The 20,035-nt window shown below is 40.5% G+C and carries 7 protein-coding genes; 1 reads left to right on the top strand and 6 read right to left on the bottom strand.

Translation table 11 applies throughout. The features are described from left to right. Nucleotides 1-9: 9 nt before the first annotated feature. The 6 genes from ACSQ7D_RS03060 to murD all read right to left on the bottom strand — a co-directional run bounded on the left by ACSQ7D_RS03060 (nucleotide 10) and on the right by murD (nucleotide 6,137). Entirely contained in the window at nucleotides 10-555 is a 546-nt protein-coding gene (locus ACSQ7D_RS03060; protein ID WP_437135323.1) for a CopD family protein, read from the bottom strand. Between the two features lie 85 nt (nucleotides 556-640). Then, nucleotides 641-1,672, bottom strand: coding sequence for a ferrochelatase (gene hemH / locus ACSQ7D_RS03065; RefSeq protein ID WP_437135324.1), 1,032 nt, complete (start codon nucleotides 1,670-1,672; stop codon nucleotides 641-643). Between the two features lie 44 nt (nucleotides 1,673-1,716). Beyond that, the gene (locus ACSQ7D_RS03070; RefSeq protein ID WP_308766752.1) at nucleotides 1,717-2,715 is read right to left on the bottom strand and encodes a DNA adenine methylase; all 999 of its coding nucleotides are present in this window, start codon (nucleotides 2,713-2,715) and stop codon (nucleotides 1,717-1,719) included. A 2-nt stretch (nucleotides 2,716-2,717) separates the two neighbouring features. Then, on the bottom strand, nucleotides 2,718-3,578 hold the full coding sequence (locus tag ACSQ7D_RS03075) for a hypothetical protein (RefSeq protein ID WP_437135325.1): 861 nt from the start codon (nucleotides 3,576-3,578) through the stop codon (nucleotides 2,718-2,720). Beyond that, nucleotides 3,571-4,800 carry an FtsW/RodA/SpoVE family cell cycle protein gene (locus ACSQ7D_RS03080; protein WP_437135326.1) on the bottom strand — a complete coding sequence of 410 codons (1,230 nt, stop codon included), beginning with the start codon at nucleotides 4,798-4,800 and terminating at the stop codon, nucleotides 3,571-3,573. The genes ACSQ7D_RS03075 and ACSQ7D_RS03080 overlap by 8 nt, the downstream gene beginning before the upstream one ends. Nucleotides 4,801-4,802: 2 nt before the next feature. After that, nucleotides 4,803-6,137, bottom strand: a complete 1,335-nt coding sequence (murD, locus tag ACSQ7D_RS03085; RefSeq protein WP_437135327.1) for a UDP-N-acetylmuramoyl-L-alanine--D-glutamate ligase — start codon at nucleotides 6,135-6,137, stop codon at nucleotides 4,803-4,805. Between the two features lie 1,480 nt (nucleotides 6,138-7,617). Here murD and ACSQ7D_RS03090 point away from each other — a divergent pair. Then, nucleotides 7,618-19,779 carry a T9SS type B sorting domain-containing protein gene (locus ACSQ7D_RS03090; protein WP_437135328.1) on the top strand — a complete coding sequence of 4,054 codons (12,162 nt, stop codon included), beginning with the start codon at nucleotides 7,618-7,620 and terminating at the stop codon, nucleotides 19,777-19,779. Nucleotides 19,780-20,035: the final 256 nt, after the last annotated feature.

Consider the following 20,035-nt stretch of genomic DNA (forward strand, 5'->3'; position numbering starts at 1 on the left):
TCAAATATGCTAATTCTTTCCTTTATTGACCAATTTCACTACTAACATTATCAGAGCCCCCATTGCTACAAAAGCTATTAAAGAAAAATACCAATAGGTAATGAATAAGCCTTTTAGTATCACGGCAAAAACCACCACAAAGAGGATAATTGTCGCTACTTCGTTGAGCATTCGCAGTTGCACCGAAGTAAGAGAGGCGCGACCCGCTTGGAGTCGTTTCATTATGCGCCAAGAATAGTAATGATATACAAACAAAAAGACGACGAATAGCAGTTTGACGTGAAACCATCCTTGTTTAATAAGCGTCCACTCGCCACCGTCGTATAGCATATAGAGTCCGCTAAGAGTCATCAGCACCAGCGCCGGCACGGTAATGATGTTCCACAAGCGCTCTTCCATAAAGCTGAATTGTTTGTGGAGAATTGAGCGTTCGGAGTCATCTTTTTCCAACGCTTCGGTGTGATAGATAAATAGTCGCACCATATAAAAGAGCCCTGCGAAATAGCTCACTACAAAGATGATATGTATGCTTTTAGCAATAAGGTAATCGGTCATTAGAAATATTTTAAGCGTTTCAGATTACAAAGATAGGAATTAATTAGCTAAAATAAAGAAAGAAGTCGTCCGAAAAGTTTTAATCTTATCTTTCATCTCTTGTCTCTTCATTAATCCAAGAGGAGAGAGCTTGTACCCATAGGTCGGAGTCGTTGAGGCAGGGAATCATTTTAAAATTTTCGCCACCATTTTTGCGGAAAGATTTACCTCCTACTATTTCTATTTCTTCGAGAGTTTCTACGCAATCGGCGACAAAGGCAGGAGCGATGACTGCTAATTTCTTTACACCATTTCGGGCAAGTTCTATAATTTTATCGGAAGTGAAAGGGGTAATCCACTTATCCTTCCCCAAACGCGATTGAAACGCTTGTGAGTATTTTCCTTTTTCTAATCCTAACTTTTCTGCCAATAAGCGAGTAGTCTCAAAACAATGACTGCGGTAGCAGTGCCTTCCTTCTTCGCTGTAAGGGTCGCAACAAGTTACACCTTCTACAATGTGTTTGTGTGCAGAGGTAGGTGTGGTTTTGTAGAGATGGCGCTCGGGTACACCGTGATAAGAAAAGAGCAAATGGTCGAAAGGAGCTGTTCCTAAATGAGCGCGCACTACCTGCGCTAAAGCCTCGATATACTCGGGGCGATGGAAGAAAGCAGGAAACTTGGTGAGGCGCATATTAGGATAAGAGGTTTTGATGAGTTTTTCGGTGAGGACTTCAATGGTTTCGGTAGTAGCCATTGCGTATTGAGGATAAAGAGGAATGAGGAGTACTTCATCAACTCCTTTGCTGTGTAATTCTTTTAATGCATTGGCGATATTTGGGTTGCCATAGCGCATTGCTAATACTACGGGGACAGAGACTTTGCGCTGTACTTTTTCAGTAAGCCAACGACTAATGACAATGAGAGGAGAACCTTCGCTCCACCATATTTTCTGATAGGCTTTACTGGTTTTAGGTGGACGCGTATTGAGAATAACCCCGTGTACCAAAGCATAGCGCAATAGGTAAGGCAGGTCGATGACGCGTTCGTCCATTAAAAATTCTTTTAGATATCGTTTGATGTCTTTTATTGCAAAGGAATCGGGTGATCCTAAATTTACAAGTAATACTCCTTTGGGCATTTTTAGTTAAGTGAAAAGTTAAAAGTGAAAAAAGAGGATATCATTCATCGTTTTTCTAAAATGTGAATATATTCGGTAGTGCTGTTGGTTTTATGTTGTCTATTTTCTTCCTTATCTGCTTTAAAACGATTGTATTGAGTACTTTGTAGGTCATATTTTCCATATTTTTGCATAGTATTTCTTATTTGTTCGAGAGACATTAGTCCTTCGTTGTTATAACTGAGAAATATATATTCAAATTGAGCATTCTTAATTAATTCATCAAAAGTTTCTACTACCTTAGTTCTTTTACAATAGTTAGATTTGTGATAAGGACGCAAGCCTGTTTTCCCTTGTGGAGCAAAAGTATCGTATTTGGCAATAGTGTTGAGCAGATGATAATTAGCCCCATATTCTCGATGATTGTAAGGAGGGTCGAGATAGAGAATATCCCCATTGATTTTGGTAATAAGGGTGTTGCTATCTTCATTAAACACCAAGTGGTCATTTTCGTTTTCCACAAAGAGAGCGGGCTCAAGGTACAAATCTTTCTGAGCTGTTTTTTTGATATGCTTTAAGAAGGCCCCATACACCGAAGCAGTGTTGGCTACCTTATCAGCATTTTCAAGCAAAGAAGCTAATAAAAAAAAGTACACGTTTTCAGTGATATGATTTTCTTTTTTCCAAAGTTCAATTTTTTGGCGTATAGCATCAATGCGTTTGCCGTTGTTTTCTTTGAAGTAATTCCTGCCTGCAACACCATTTTCAGAATATTCATTGAATATAAAACCCTCAGTACCTTTTAGTAAATTGAGTTCTGAGAGATGTTCCCAATAGTTGAAAGTGATGTGATTTTCTATATAGTTTTTGTTTAGCACATAGCTATAATACTCTATATCATTACTGATAACTTGCTTTACATTGGTCTTAAACCCTCTTCCTACGGTTCCTGTGCCAGCAAAAAGGTCGCAAAATACTTTTTTAGATAGGTCTTTACCTGCAACACTATAAATAGTTTGCTTAATAAAGGGCAATAGTTTGTATTTTGAGCCTATATAGTTCATTTTTAGTTATGCAAGAGTATTACAAAAGCTTCTGTTCTATAGGTTTTCAATCCTATAACTTTATGATTAAAATCAAAAGAGATAGTGAAAGGTGTTACTAAGTTCGTATTTTCTATGATTTGTTGTATTCTAATAGGTGAAATATCTTCATCTAAATAGACTATCAGTAATCGAGGGTTTGCCCCGAATCTACCTTCATCTTGGTACTTGTACAGATATTCGGCTACTTTTTCAGGGTGCTCAATAGCTGTTGTTTTCCAATGCTCACCGAAATCTCTTTTAAATTCATTGGTAGGACTACGCGATACTTTTTGGTCGTAGCTTACGCCATCGATAAAGAAATCAACCCCACGAATATGCGAAAGAGTGGGTATGATATTGTCGTTTTTCAGAAAAACTAAAGTCTCTAAAAAGTCGTTGCGCTCGGTATTAAGTTCCTTTATACGTCTGTACTTTACAGCAGCTAATTTTACTTTTTCATCTTTCTCTGAACGTGTATTGTTTTCTGTATTAAGTGTTTGTACAAAACTATCGAACTGACCTTGAGAAAAAGGCCAATTGAGTTTGCCCAATCCTAATGTACGCCATTCTTCTAACAGAATAGCAATATTCTCTTCTCCGTTTAATCCGTTTTGAAACTTAGGTAAGGACTTAAATATATGTCTTATTTTGTCTTTTGCATCATTGTAATTCCATATCTTTACAATCTCACTAAACAACTCGTTAGATGATTGTTTGATGAGTGCTCTCCTCTCATAGCCATCATATAATTCCAGAAAAGCAACAGCATTAGCTTTATTGCTAAAAATCTTCTTAACAATATCTTGATTAATAGTCCTTTTTATATCCCTAATATCATTCATTGTTGGTGTTTTTCTTCATTTGTCTGAGAGCGCTTTCAGCGAGTTCTTCCTCTACGTCGGCTTCGGGTTTGTCTTTCTCCATCTTACCGTCTTTGCGCTTTTGGGCACTTACGGAGAGAATACACCCTAAGGCTAAGCACGTCATCCATAGTGATGTACCCCCACTACTGATAAGAGGTAGGTTCTGCCCCGTTACGGGAAAGAGTTCTACTGCTACTCCCATATTAATGATTGCTTGCAAGAGTATTGGGAAACCTAAGCCTAATACTAATAACTGTCCGTAGAGGGTAGGTGCTTTTTGTGAAATGACTACAATGCGAATGAGCAGTAGTATGTAAAGCACCATTATAACGATAGCTCCTAATGAGCCATATTCTTCGGTGATGATAGCATAAATAAAGTCGGAGGAACTTTGGGGGAGGAAGTTTTTCATTGTGCTTTTTCCTGCTCCTTGTCCCATTATACCTCCTTTGGCAATAGCCATTTTGGAGCGCTCTATCTGATAGCCTTCTTTGTTGTCCTCGCCTCCCATAAACGATTCGATACGACTCATCCAAGTATCTACTCTATTGGGGAAAGCATCGGGGAAGGCTTTTACTACTAATAAGAAAAGTGCAAGGAAAACAATAGCAATGCCTATAGCTGAAAAGATATGTTTCATTGGGAAACGACCCAAGAAAGTGAGCATCAGCACTGAGCTGAGGATTAGCATTGCGGTGGATAGGTTAGAAAGAAGCACTAAGGCTGCAATCACTCCTACGGGCATCCACAGGGGTAAGATAGTTTCTTTGAAAGAGAGTTTTTTGCCGTAGTTTTTAGCTAAATAAGAAGCTACATAAGCCATCAGCATTACCATTGCAAAGGTGGAGGGCTGAAAAGAGAAACCTCCTACGCTGAGCCATCGGCTGGCGTTTGCCCCTTCGATGGTGCTTCCTGAAAGGTTTGCAAAGATGAGCAGGAGCACCGCTAAGATGAGCCCCAGTTTAGAAGCAGGACGGAAAAAACGATAAGGTGTACGATGCACGATATAAAGAGTGAGATAGCCAACCCCTACAAACACCAAGTGCTTGATGAGGTAGCCAAAAGGAGTCCCCTTACCCACTACATACACTAAGTTGGTACTGGTGCTGTACACCGCCAAGAAGGAGAAGAGGGTAAAGACGAGTATAAGCGCCCAAAGGGTTTTATCGCCTTTGATATGTGAGGCTATCCATTCGCGCATTATTACAGTTTCTGAACGGCTGCTTTAAAGAGGTCTCCGCGTTCTTCGTAGTTTTTAAAGAGGTCGAAGCTGGCGCAAGCGGGGGATAATAGTACTGTATCGCCTTCTTGAGCAAAACCTTGTGCTAATTTTACAGCTTCGTCCATTGAGCGGGTTTCGACAAGCGTGCCTATTGTGTTGTGAAACGATTGAATAATAGGGGAATTATCGACTCCGAGGCATACAATAGCTCTTACTTTTTCGTGTACATAAGGCAAAAGAGAGTTATAGTCGTTGCCTTTGTCTTGTCCGCCAACTATCCACACGATAGGAGTTTTAATGGTGTCGAGAGCGTAGAATACTGAATTTACGTTAGTAGCTTTGGAGTCGTTTACGTAAGTAACGCCATCTACTACTTTCACCTCTTCGAGGCGGTGGGGAGCACCTTTAAAGCCTTTGAGACTTTCGCGCAATGAGTTGTTGCGGATATTTACCAAGCGAGCAGCTACACTTGCTGCCATTGTATTTTTAATGTTGTGCTTGCCACGAAGGCTAATTTCTTCAACGTCGATTTCAGTAGTTTGATTCTCTAACATAATGTATATTTTATTATCTTTTAAGAAAGCTCCTTGTGGGAGTTCTTTCTCTATAGAAAAAGGTATGAGTTTAGATTTTATAGTATGGGTGCTGAGCCACTGTGTAATTACCTCGTCGTCGGCATCATAGATAAGGTAATCATTTTCAGTTTGGTTCATCGCGATACGGAATTTAGAGTCGATATAGTTTTCGAACTTATAGTCGTACCTATCGAGATGGTCAGGAGTTATGTTAAGCAACACGGCGATATGGGGGGCGAAATGCTCTATGCCGTCCAACTGAAAACTACTGATTTCGAGTACATAGTACGGTGGATTTTCGGTAGCTACTAATTCGGCGAAACTATAACCTATGTTTCCGCCAAGTCCCACTTGCAATCCCGCTTCTTTGAAAATGTGATGGGTGAGTAAGGTGGTAGTGGTTTTACCATTACTACCTGTAATACCTACAATGAGGCTATCGGTATATTGGCTTGCAAATTCTATTTCAGAAATCACAGCAATGCCTTTTTCGTGGGCTTTTTTGATGATAGGAGCTTTATCCGGGATACCTGGGCTTTTCATAATCACATCGGCTGAGAGAATTTTCTCTTCGGTGTGTGTGCCTTCTTCCCACTGAATGCCTTCTTTGTTAAGAGTTTCGCGGTAGTGAGGTTTTAGGGAGCCTTTATCGGAAAGGAATACTTCCCAGCCTTTTTGTTTACCGAGAATGGCAGTTCCTACACCACTTTCACCACCTCCTAATATTACTAAACGTTTCATTGATAAAACCTCGTTTTGTTGAGGTGCTTATTATTTTTGGGCAAAGGTACAAAACAAATAGGAATTAGCAAGGGAGAAAGCGAAAAAAAATAAATAATGACAGAAATGAGGAAATGAGGAAATGAGGAAATGAGGAAATGAGGAAATGAGGAAATGAGGAAATGAGGAAATGAGGAAATGAGGAAATGAGGAAATGAGGAAATGAGGAAATGAGGAAATGAGAAAATGAGGAAATGAGAAAATGAGAAAATGAGAAAATGAGAAAATGAGAAAATGAGAAAATGAGAAAATGAGAAAATGAGAAAATGAGAAAATGAGAAAATGAGAAAATGAGAAAATGAGAAAATGAGAAAATGGGGTAGATGCTAATAATGCTAATAATTAACTTTGGCAAAGTTTAAGATGAAAAAGCGATGTGTTGGGGACTGTTAGGAGGATTCGGAAGAAAACGGAGAAGTTCGGAAGATAGGAGGGAGAGTTTTTGATGAAAAAAGGGTGTAAGGAGGGTGTGGTTAGCTTATAGAGAGCTTATAGGAAGCTTATACGAATCTTGGACGATTGATATAGAAAGGGTATATAAAAAGTTGATTCATAATATAATACAGCGATACAAAAAACGGTAAAAACGGGGTTTCGAGGCGAAAGAAAAAGAATCCTCACCCCGTTCACATACTCTCCTATTCGGAGACTTCTCCCAAGGAGAGGGGGAATGTAGCGACAGAAAGGAGAAGGGATAATTAGAGGATTAGCAAATTTGGAAATGAGAAAATGGGGAGGAGTGTGATGGAAAGGGGAATTAGCAAATTAGAAAATTTGGAGATTAGTAAATTTTATGGAGGAGTTTAGAGGGAATGTGCTGGAAAAAGAGGATTAGAAAATTTGGAAATTAGTTGGAGAGACTCACAAAAACTTCTCTCTTTATTTACTTACTCGGCTACTACGGGTAACTCTAAGAGAGTATGGGTGAGTGATTTTCAACTTTGCTAAAGGTCGTAGCACGACGGGTGAATAGAAACTTTGGCAAGGTGTAGGGCTCATTGGATAAGCATTGAACTATATAGATTGGATAAACATTAAACGAAGATGAATTTGAGATAGAATACATAATATAAATAAGGTGATAAAAGTTTTTGTGTAAAAACTTCCAATTATCTGTGTAAAGGAGGTGAAAAAAGAGGGTGTTTTTTACCAAAATAGCGTCTCGGAAATGTTAAATTTTTGTATACAAAAAGTTAAAATATAGCTAAAAAATAGCGGACTAAAAGGGTAGATTGTTTTTCTTTTTCACAGTTGTATGTAATTAATAATGTTATAGTTGTGTAAGGTTTTTCCGTTGAAAGAGCGGGGTAGGGAAGGGGTAGAAGAGCAACATTTGTTTTAACATTCGCAATAAAAGGGTTTTGCTGTTTCGAGAAAAATATATACTTTTGTGCATTAAAGTATAGTGATACTATTGTTTCAAAATAGCATATATAGCATTATGAGAAAGTTTTTTCTAACAATTGTTTTTATAGTAATGACGGTCTTCGGGCTTTCGGCTCAAACACCGCTGAACTTAAACAACTTTAATGTTTCCACAACACCAGGGCAATGTGCCTCAGATGGGAAGATTAAGGTAACACTTCCTACTACTATGGGGCCTGTAGGTACCAAGTTGCAGGTAAAACTCGATGTACCTGGTGACCCGAGCGGTCGTACCTGGCCTATGGAAATAGGAGTGACGGGTAAAAATGAACACGAGTTTACTACGCTTAAAGCGGGTACGTATACTGTTACAATGGTGAATGTAGCTAATAACCAGAAATCTACTTTACCTAAAGTGGTAACGGTTACTTCTTCGTACGTACCACCAACTTTTAAAAGTTTTAAATCGGTACCGCCGTCTTGTACAGGGAATGGTAATGACGGTAGCGTGGTTTTCAGAATACAGAAAGGAGCCAAAGGACCTTTTAAAGTGCGCCTTACCAAAGGGGGTACTGAGCTGTATAATGCCACTCATAATGCTGTTGCGGGGCAAGACTTGGAAATCACTATTCAAGGAACTGATGCTAAACCAATTACTACAGGAAGTGGTTATGAGCTTACCGTAGAAGATACAATGAATGGAACTCCGAATTGTGGGGAAACCAATAAAACTACTTTTTCAGTAGCGGCTTCTTCATTGAATATTGACTGTATGGAGTTTGAACTCGACAATGAGAATTCAGGCATACGCGTAGGAGCTGATTGTAAGTTTAATTTTTCATTTCGTATAAAACGAAAAGACAATGTAGGTATACAACAAAGTTTAGAGAATGAAATTAAAGGGAAACCTGGCACCGCTGTTATAAAACACTATGACTCAGCCGGGAATTATAAAAATACCTATGATATTACCTCTTCTTATCGCACAGGAGCTCGCCCACAAAAATCCAGTGCTTATTCTTTTATTACCAATGATATAGCTGGAGTACATTTTCAAGAAGGAGATATTATTGAACTGACTATTAAGTTAGGGAAAACACCTATAGTTAAGAAGTTCAAACTTGATAAGGACTTAGTAGATGTTGTAAAGAACAAATTGAACCCTACGAACTCGCACGACCCATTTATATATATGGACAGAGCAGGTTCGACAGCGATATTAGCAGTGAACCGTTCAGACCTAAACGCTGACCCTGCTAATCCTTGCCCCAGTGGTTCTTCAGCTAAGTATCTGTACGTAGAGGCTAATTGGAAAAAAATAGAATTGCCTAACCCAGATGTTGCTTCTGATAAGATGTACTTTGGGTTCTACAACTGGCAGAACTTTACTCCAGCAGACTGGGTAAAAAATCCATCAGCAGCAGGAGCCAAAGGATTTTACTTTGAAATATACAAATATACAGGTACAGGCGACCCCAGTTGGAATGCTACTTATACACAGTCAGAAATAGGCAACCCTGCTAAATGGCTACTTCTTACGCCAGGGACTGACTATACTTGGATAAACAACAACGGTAGTTTGTATGCCGATTTAGCTTCACAACCTGATGGCTACTATAAGGTGAAGTTTAAAACTGTAGGGATTACTCAGTGTTATGAGCCGGAGCGTATTGTAAATATGGCTCCTTTGCCTAATAAGATAGATGAGCGTTTTGACGGGATAGAAATTAATAGAGGGATATTTAAAGGTACTGTATCTATACGCAAATGGGTAGCAGGAAACCAATTTAATTACCCTATCACTGTGACTGTTGATTATTTAGACGATGGGCACAGTGGTACTACTCGTACATTTGACTTCCAAACCGCTTTACCTTTTGAACCCCTACACAAAGTAACGTATACTTTTCCTATAGTAAAAGAGGTGAGAAACCCTGATACCGCTAATGAAACGTATCGTTTTGAGTTTGGAGACCTTCCACAAGGTAGATATAGTATTACTATTAAAGACCGCTGTGGCAATGAAGCTACCAAGGACTTCGACTTAAACACCCCAATGCAGTATGACAAAGATGAGGTGAGAGTAGAGCAAGGATGTGTGGGAGCAGCAAAAATTTCGTATGAAATAGAGGCGACTCCAGTAGGAACACTTCGTTACGCACAATATACTTTATTAAAAAAGACTACTACAGGCTATGACCAAGTAGTAGGTAGAAGTAACGACCGTTCACACTCCTTTAATAACTTATCAGCAGGAGAGTATCTGTTACAGTCTACTTATTTCTATTACGCACGTATAAAACAACTATGGAGTGTAGGGAAAGCTTCACAGAGGGAACAGTACTTTACTGATCCAGCTAATAGTATGAATTTGTATAGTGTAATCCCTTCTCCTGACACTCATAAACCTTCTGACCCAGTGAATGATGGGACAGGAGCTTTTCACGTCAGTCGTGTGTACTTAACCGTGAGCCCTACGGGAGAACTCAAACGCGATGTGGTAGGTACTTCGTGTAGTGCGGCATCGGGAACAGGACTTATAGCGGTGAACGTTACCAATCCTGAGTATATCCGTTATCCATTACAATTCAGTATTAAGAATACCGTTACAGGAGTAGAAACTAAATCGCCAGTATTTGGAGCTACTTCTACTGCTACGGGGTACGTATTTAAGAACGTACCAGACGGTACTTATGCTGTGACCACTTCTCACGCTTGTGGTGATTACCCTGATTCGGCTTTGGTAACGGCAAATAACTATACTTCACCAGGAGTTACCTATGTAGCAAGAAGCACGAACCCTTGTAATGGTGATGTGGTAGACCTTACCTTTGGCGGTTCGGCTCAACTCTTCAATATAGAGTGGTTCCGTATAGAGACTGATGCTACTGAAACTTTCTTGGGTAGTGAACAAACTATTAGTGATACGGTAACACGCAATACCCAGTATGTGGTGCGTTACAGTTTGAAAGACCTCGGGTTGTGTACTACTAACTCGGGCAGTCATACTATCACTGTAAACTTTGCTCCTGACGCCATACCTCCTGTGATTACAGGTTGTCCATCGCAAAATATTGAAGTAAATGCAGTAGCTAACCAGTGTTACGGAATAGCACACTGGGGAGTGGTAACGGCAACCGATAACTGCCGTATAGGCTCTTGGAGTCAGACTCACCAAAGTGGAGAGCGTTTCCCGATAGGAACGACCTCGGTAACCTATGTGTTTAAGGATACCTCAGGTAATGCAGCTACTTGTACTTTTAACGTGGTAGTAAAATCGCGTGCCGTAGATATGGAGGTTACCAATGATTTTGTAGATGGTACAGGAACGCCTATCAACCGCGATTTATCACTTACTGAGAACTTCAACTATCGCATTACTTATAGAAATAAAGGAACTGCAGGGGTAGTATCGTCGACCTTGGAGGTTACTTTGCCTAATCACCCTAACATTACCATAGGTACTCCTGATGTTACAGGGGCTACCCTTACTATCTACAAGCCTACCTTTACTAAATCGGGTAATGTGATTACTTTTACACTGCCTAAGCAAACACTTACAGCAGGGGGTAATGTGCGTACCATACTCATTCCTCTTACTCTAAAAGGAGAGTGTTCAGTAATCGGTAAGCCTTGTATGAATGTGTTACAAGCTACTTACTCTTTAACTTACTCAGGAGGAACGGCAGCTTGTACTATTCCTGAGCAAACTAGCACAGGCTCTAAAACTATTGCGATATCTACACAAGAGTGTTCACGTACTGAGATTGCTTGTGCGGGCACCAATACACGCCTTACTGCTATAGAAGGATTTGTAAGCTATAACTGGTATAAGAACGGTGTGCAACAACCTAATCCGCTAAATCATAACTATATAGAGGTAAGCGACCCTGCTACTTATAAAGTAGAAAAGATAGCAGTGTGTGGCAACGTTACTTACACAACCACTGAAGAGATAAAATTGACATTGAGCAAAGACCTACCAGACCCTATCAAACCTCAAGCTAACGGAGGAGATGTGTGTGCGGGTAACAACTTATGGGTAAGTCACTTTATCTTGTGTAATCAACCTTCACGTAATATAGTGGTGAACTTCCGCGACAGCAATATAATGTGGCAAAAGCTAAAAGCAGGCTCTTCGCCATCAAGCTTGAACTGTCCGAACTTAGATGATAGCGCTTGGGAAGATGTACATAGCAACAATACTTTTGTTGCCAACGCACAAGGTCATTTCCGCTTGCGTGTGTCAGACAAGGATAACAACTGTGAGAAATACTTCTATTTTGATGTATTTACCAATTCACTTTCAGGTGAAATAATAGACTTTGCCAATGTAACCAGCTATCAGCAAGGTTTCATTACTATACGTATGGCTACGGCAGGTCTTGCTTATAAATATGTGTTGAAAAACTCAGCAGGCAATGTAGTGAACCAAAACGGACAAGCTTTTGTGATTACTACTAATTCAGAATATCGAGTGCCTATAACCATAGCCCCTGATACCTATACTGTTGAGGTTACTTCACCAGCTTTGCCAAGCACTTGTAAGGCAACTTTTATACAAAGAATAGAAAAGCAAACTACACTTACTGCCAAAGTAACTCCTAAGGCTTGGAAGAACTGTAACTCACTTACTACTCGCTTTGAAGCCGATGGAGGTAAGAATCCTTATCAGTTTGCTATTTGGAGTATTGACGGCGTAGTACAAAACGGCTATACTGACTACTCCGATGTACCTGCCTCAGCTTTCATAGCTACCATACCTGCCGGTAGTAGCTTTGTAGAGCGTGATATACATATAGACCAACCTGGTAGATATGTGTTCATTGCCAAAGATGCCAACTCAGCTTATGCTCTTACTGCCCCTGTGGATATTTATCCAGAAGGACTCTTAGGCTATACAATCAAAACTCGCGATATCCTGTGTGGCTTTGCTAATAACTCCGGACAGGTGTCTATTACTTATAATACACAGCAAAACGTGAAGTCTACTCTTTACAAGTTAGACGACACAGGAGCACGAGTACAAAATATGGGTACCAACTCTACAGGTTTCTTCAATAACTTGGAAGCTGGTAAGTATGAAGTGGAAATAAAAATACAGTTATCTACTACTAATATATGTACTTATAGGAACCGCAATATTGTAATTAAAGATATAGAAAGCACTTTGCGTGCTTATGCAGGAGTGGCTGAGGATATCTCTTGTGATACTTCAACACCTACCAAAGAGTATATAGTACATATTAACAATGTGTCAGGAGGTACTGGTACAGGTTATGAGTTTAGTACTAATAATGTGTCGTTTACTACCGTGCCTATTTTGCGTGTAGGCTCTACAGCAAGTGTGGTATATGTACGCGATAGTAATAAATGTACTCTTGAAATACCTATTACCATAAAACCAATAGTACCTGCTACCGTAAGTGCTTCTACTGTTACTTATGACTGTGAGGGTAAAGGTACCTTTACGGTAACTACTAACCCAGCAGGTAACTACGAATACGACATTGTTAAAGACGATGGTACCCTCAGCGAAACACGTACTTCTAATGTCTTTACATTAGACCCAGGTATTTATAGTGTTTATGTGCGGTATACACCGAAGACAGCTACGGGCACAACTCCTAATGTGTTGTTTAAAGAAGACTTTGGTAAAGGTAAGAATACTTGCGACTCCGAGTCGGTATTTATTACTTGTAATGCCAACGGTACTACTTTGGGCGATAACCAGTATATGATTACTCGCCAAGTACCTACTACAGGAACTTACTGGGTATCTACACCACCGTCAGACGCTTCGGGAGTAACCGATGGTCGCTATTTAGCAATCAACGGAAGTAGCCCTGATAATGATAATGGTATTGTTTACAAGCGCACGATTAGAGACGTAGTAGCCGGTCAAGAAATGAGTGTATCAGTGAACTTGTTCAACTTATTACCTGTTACCTATATAGGTGGTACTAACCCTAACTTGGTAGTACGCTTGTACAATCCTGGTAACCCAGCACAATACGTTGAAAGGTCATTAGGTGAACTTCCTCGTACAGGAGCTTGGCTCAATAAGAAAGTAACCTTTGCAACTACTGATATAACTTCTAATGCTTATATATTTGAGATTAGAAATATAGCAGCCGCTTCTACTGTGGGTAGTGATTTAGCAGTTGACGATATTGTGATTACACAACCTACTAAGATATGCCAAGTGCGTGCTGAAGGTCTTTCAGTGAAGATTGACAATAACAAAGGCTTTAAAGCACGTGGTACTACCTACGATGAAAAATGTGGTAAGAATGATGGTTCTATCTTCTTAACAGTTGATAATCCACCTTCTACATTTGTAGTAGAATATCAAATAGCGGGTACTACTACTTGGACGAGTGTTACCCTTACACAGCTTAATCCTGCTCAAGGGGTGGCTACTCTCACAGGAATTCCAGCAGTAAATAATGGTACGTTATTGGTGCGCAAAGCTAATGAACACAGTTGCCAAACAGCCTTTAACTATACTATTAACAAGCCAGTACCTTTAACGGTTACAGCAACGGTTACAGCTCCGTTGTCTTGCTTCAATAACTTTGCTACAGTACGCTTTACTGCCGAAGGAGGTGCAAGACCTTATAAAACATTCCGCTTTACTCCTATAACAGGTGCTACACCATCACAATCGAAACCGGCTGTAAATAACGAAGCTGACTTTAACTTACAGGTAGGTACTTATGTAATTGAAGTAGAGGATAACAATGGTTGTACAATGACGGCTACTCTTGATGTGCCAGCGCCTAAGCCATTGCAAATAGAAGTAGTAGACTTAGAACCTTGCTTTAAAGGTGGTGCTACAGGTCGTTTGCAAGTGAAGGTAATAAATGGCAATGGTAGTTATCAGTTTAGTAAAGACGGAGGCGCAACTTTTGAGTCCAGTGCTACGAACTTTATCATTTACGAAAACCTATCGGCTGGTGTTTATAACTTTGAAGTAAAAGATGGTGCCGACTGTCGTACAAGCACTTCTTATACTATAGACAACCCATTGCGTATGCAAGTGATCTCTAAAGCAGCTTTAACTTGTGTACCTAATAGCGAAGCTGAGTATGATATTACTTACTCTGGTGGTAAAGCAGGGGGTGCTCGTCAGTTCTTGTGGAGCAATTCACCTACTGCCAACTTTACAGTAGCAGCCCCTACAGGTATTGCTATTAGCCAGTCTGGTAATACTTATACTTTCAAAACTAAGATACCAGGTGATTACTACTTTAAGATACGTTACCAAATGACTAATGGTGACTATTGCGAAGTGATTTCACCTAAACAAGAAATCAAGAAAGATGCTCCTGCTTTTGTAGTTACGCCTACTGTTGAAGGTATTAACTGCGCAGGCGTTAATTCAGGTAAGATACTCTTCAACAATGCCAATATTTCAGGAGGAGTAGCTCCTTATACTATAGAGTTTAATAATGGTCTTACCACCGTTACACGTCCAGTAGGTGATATTACAGGATTGGCAAAAGGAATCTATACTCTTACAATTGTAGATGCTTCAAACTGTAAATCCGACCCATTAGGTCTTACTGTTACCGAAGTACCTGCAATGGTAGTCTCTGTTACCCATACTGACCTTGAGTGCTCTACTACGGGTACTCAGAAAGCTCAGGCAAGCGCTTGGGTGAATAAAGGAGGTACTGCACCATTCACTGTTACTTTAAATAAGAACGGCGTGGTGAATGCTACTCGTACTAATGTAGCTACTGGTTCAAGAGAAACCTTTATGAACTTAGACATTGGTAACTACCAAATAGTGGTAGAAGATGCTAAGTCTTGTAAGTATACTTATGACTTTGTTGTAAAATCCGATGCTAATGGCTTAGACGCACGAGGTACAGCCACCATAGGTTGTATAGCCAACTCCGGTGAAATAGCTATCTCAGTGTACGATAAGTCAGGTGGAACTATTGGTGCTAACCAATACATCGCCGTATATCGTGAAGGTATTACTCCTCCTTATGGAGCCACTACCAGTGTACAAGAAATAACTAATAACCCTCTTGGTGGTACCGATACTTGGTTCCACGGTGGTGCTGTGGTACCTACTCTCTTGTCCGATGGTAGTGTTAAAAACGCCTCTACTTACACCTTTACAGGTGTTACACCAGGCGTAACCTATACCTTTATCGTGTACGATGCAAATAGCAAGTGTACCTTTATCAAAGAAGCTAATATACCTGTACCTACACGATCGCCTTTAGAAGCTACTATCACAGGTGTTGCTTCTACTACTTGTGCCGATGCCAATGACGGTAAAGTGTTTGTTCACTTGAAGAACTGGACAAATAATAATATTACCTATCAGGTATTCCGCTATACACCTACTTATCCGTCATTAGGAACTGCTGTAGCTAACGGAAGCTTTGCACTCACAGCAGCTCCCGCAGTAGGTCAAGATGTAGTAATAGAAAATGTTCCAGCAGGTAGATATTTTGTCCTCTTTACTGAGGGTGGTACTAACTGTACACAAGGTACTACCAACTTTACCATAGGTAAGTCAGCGTCTTTATTGACAATGACTGCTACGGTTACCCGTAAGGCAAACTGTCAAGCACCGCAACCACAAGGTCTCGGTAAGATAGTAGTAGATGCCGCAGGTGGTACAGCCCCTTATCAGTATTACTATCACAATACTACTGTATCGCCAGCACCTACTGGTACTGCCTTAGATAATGCCCTCACTACTTCTACTGATAACGAATCAAAAGACGTAGAAGCAGGTGTTTGGAAAGTATTCGTCAGAGATACTTCTGGCTGTTTGAGAGAAAACACAGTTACCGTAACCGTCGATTCTCAACCTTCTGTTGCCTCAATTACTGTCGATGACGCTTGTAGCGATAATACCGATTATCCTATTAGAGTGAAATTTAACAGCATAGGTATTGGTCAACATCAATACAAGATAGACGGTATTGTGAATTGGCAAAACATAACAGTAGCTACTGAAACTGTTTTACCAATACGCTTAGCACCAAATCCAAATCCGTACAGCATCTCATTTAAAGATGCTAATGGTTGCGAAACTAGTACTACATTTAGAGTACACGAGATGATTAAGTTTGATGCAAGTCACTTGCCATTGTTGCCTTGTGGTGCTACTAATACAGTAACTATCAATGTAACTAATATCACAGGTGGTTCAGGTACTTATAAGTTTAGTCTTTACCGTGTGATTAACAAAGGTACTGCCAACGAACGTGCTGTGCCAGTGGTTACAGGGGCTAATGTTACAGGTAATGCACATAGTGTAATAACCAATGGTGGTATAGGTAGCTACCTCATCAATATCTATGATGCAGCTACTTGGGGTACTCCTGCCGAATGTGCTAAGTCGTTAGACTTCGTAGTAAGACCTCCTGAAATACCTAGACTCGAAGTCCTTTCGGTTACTACACCTACTTGCTATGCCGAAACTGCTACCGTACGTATAAAAGCAAACCCTGTTGATGGTATTCCATATGCCTTCACAATCACCGATAATGCAGGTGTGGCAGTACCAGGTGTTACTCAGGTTCTAAATGGTAATTATGTAACCTTTAATAACGTACCATCAGGAGCAGCTATCTTAGGTGGTGCTACCTACCGTATTACAGCTGTAAGTGCACAAGTTTGTTCATCAACCATTGAAGTAACGGTTACCTCTCCTGATGTAATCTCAACTACCAATGCCCTTAGCAAAAAAGAGTACACTTGCGATGCTGATACCGGTGAAGTTACTAATCCACAATTGCTTTTCGATTTGAATAATGTAACAGGTGGTACTGAGTCTTATACACGTATTGAATACCGAGAGCTTGCCTCAGGTACCTTGCTCTATCAACAGCAAGTAACTCCGGGAGTAACCTCTTATAGTTACACCTTACCAAGCTATTTAACTACTGCTAATAGTTATTATGCACAGGTGTACGATACCAATGGTTGTAGTGCAACTACTACCGCAGTGACTATTTCACCTACACTTATGATGAGCAGTCTTACCGCTACTCAGTTACAAGCGAAGACTTGTAATGTAGATGAAAACATCTCTGTAACCCTCAGCACTACCACCGTATACAGTGGCGAACCTATCGAGTACTCAGTGAGCAAAGTAGGTTGGGGTACTATTACCGTAATACCTCCAGTAACGCTTAACTCACTCACTTATACATTCACCCTTACTGAACCTTACGCTTATGTGATAAGAGCTAAGAATATGATTACGGGTTGCGAGGTAAGTACCAACTATACCGTGCTCGATCCTAACACCTTGTTGTTAGAAGCTAAGAACCCACAAAGGGTAACTTGCTACGGCGGTACGGGTTCTATTACCTTAGAACTTACCGATACCCGCCTTTCTGACGGCGACCAAGTGGCTAACGGATTTAGCTATACAATCTATCCGTTGCCAGTAGGTACTCCTATTACGGGTAACTCTACAGGTGCTACCATAGTACACGCAGGCTTGCCAGCAAGCAAGTACAAGGTAGAAGCTATCTCGGCTATTTCAGGCTGTAAAGCCGAAACTACCTTCGAGATAGTACAAGCCGAAGCTCCTATAACTGCTTTTGCTAAGGAAACACACAGCGTAACTTGCGATAATAATCTTGGTGAGATACTTGTAACCGTATCAGGTGGTTGGGCTCCTTATACTGTCAATATCCAAGGCGGTGCTATTACAGGTCGGAAAATTATAGCTCTCAATGGCGATAGTGCCTTGTTCACAGGCTTAGTATCTACGGGTACTCCTGGTGGTGTAGTAACCTATACCGTTACCGTTACCGATGCGTGGGGCTGTTCAGTAGTTTCAGGTACTACTCAAGTAGGCTTGAAATCACCCGACCCAATTACCGCTACTGTTTCTGTAACTCGTGATGTTACCTGTCAAGGTGACCACGATGGTGAGATTACTATCGACCCAGCAAGCGTTAGAGGTGGCTCAGGCAGTTACTACTATACCATTGTAGATTCTAACTTTAATGCCAATACTCAATCGGGTACTACCTTTAGCAACTTGCTCCCTGGTATGTACACCGTTGAAATTTGGGATACTTGGGGTTGTAACCTCATCGTTCGACAATTGGAAGTAAAAGAACCTAAGCCTATCGTAGTGAAAGTAACCGATTCTAACTTGCTCGTATGCCACAAAGGTAACGACGCTTGGATAGAGTTCACCGTTGATGGCGGTCGTCCTAACTACGACATCGCTATAATGAAAGAAGGCTCTAACGTTCCTGCACATACCGATTATGCTACCTCATCAGCAACCGTAATCCGCGCTTCTAACTTAACCGAAGGCGATTACGAGATTGTGGTGACCGATAGCGTAAGCAGTACAACCAACGGCTGTGTGATGTCACCTACTTATAAGTTCAGCGTTTACTCAGCTCCTGACCTCGACCCAACTACCGAGCAAGGCTTCAGTTGTGATAATAACGACTTCACAACTTGGATAGAAGTACGCTTCAAAGACGAAGTAGATTTCAATAAGATAACCTACAAACTCAACGGAGCTACTACACCACAAACCTTCTCGCGTAACAACGGTTTGAATGTCGGCTATATCGACCAGAACAGGTTTAATATGAGTATAGCAACTCAAACCTTAGAGATTATCTATACCGATGTCCATTCAGTTACCGGAGCTATTAAACAATGTACTCAAATGGCTACCAAATTAGTAACTGTGGTAGAGTATCGCCAGTTGAACAATATCGTGAAATCACCTACTACCGTTATCAATACACTACAAGTAGAAGGTGTAAACGGTGTGAAACCTTATCGTTATGAATTCAATGGCGAGGATTACGATACCAATAACGTCTACGAATTGAGAATGAACGACCGTGAATACACCGATCCAGTGAGCGGTAAGAAACTCAAAATTGTAGATGTAGTAGTACACGATGCAGCAGGCTGTACGTTCTCCAAAACGTTCTATGAAGAATACTTCGATGTATTCATACCGAACTTCTTTACTCCTGACGGCGATGGCAACTACGATACGTGGGCACCACGCAGGGTAGATAAGTATCCGTTCATTCGTACTACTATTTACGACCGCTACGGTCGTCGTCTCAAAACGCTTAGAGCAGGCGAAGAATGGGATGGTAAGTACGACGGTAGAGATATGCCAACAGGCGACTATTGGTACCTCGTAGAACTTAGCGACGAACACGATACTCGTACCTTCAACGGTAACTTCACACTATATCGTTAAGATTTGTTTGCTTCATAGGTTATACATTAATTAATATTTATTTCGAAAGGGCTATCCGTTAAGGGTAGCCCTTTTTCATTTCTTAAAAATTTTATTGCTATCCCAGCTATAATGGTCATTGTATTTTCCTTCACTTTATTTATTACCTTTTGCCTTTTATTTTTATCTTATACACACTCCCCATTTGCTAATTTCTTCATTCTCTCATTTCCTCACTTCTGGTATTATTGGCTTATTTTGGTGTTATCAGTTTTAT

The sequence above is a fragment of the Capnocytophaga sp. G1920 genome (assembly GCF_051417515.1).

What these genes read in the sequence shown, in the direction of transcription:
- ACSQ7D_RS03060 (WP_437135323.1), bottom strand. Translation starts at nt 555, where the DNA reads ATGACCGATTACCTTATTGCTAAAAGCATACATATCATCTTTGTAGTG.
- hemH (WP_437135324.1), bottom strand. Translation starts at nt 1,672, where the DNA reads ATGCCCAAAGGAGTATTACTTGTAAATTTAGGATCACCCGATTCCTTT.
- ACSQ7D_RS03070 (WP_308766752.1), bottom strand. Translation starts at nt 2,715, where the DNA reads ATGAACTATATAGGCTCAAAATACAAACTATTGCCCTTTATTAAGCAA.
- ACSQ7D_RS03075 (WP_437135325.1), bottom strand. Translation starts at nt 3,578, where the DNA reads ATGAATGATATTAGGGATATAAAAAGGACTATTAATCAAGATATTGTT.
- ACSQ7D_RS03080 (WP_437135326.1), bottom strand. Translation starts at nt 4,800, where the DNA reads ATGCGCGAATGGATAGCCTCACATATCAAAGGCGATAAAACCCTTTGG.
- murD (WP_437135327.1), bottom strand. Translation starts at nt 6,137, where the DNA reads ATGAAACGTTTAGTAATATTAGGAGGTGGTGAAAGTGGTGTAGGAACT.
- ACSQ7D_RS03090 (WP_437135328.1), top strand. Translation starts at nt 7,618, where the DNA reads ATGAGAAAGTTTTTTCTAACAATTGTTTTTATAGTAATGACGGTCTTC.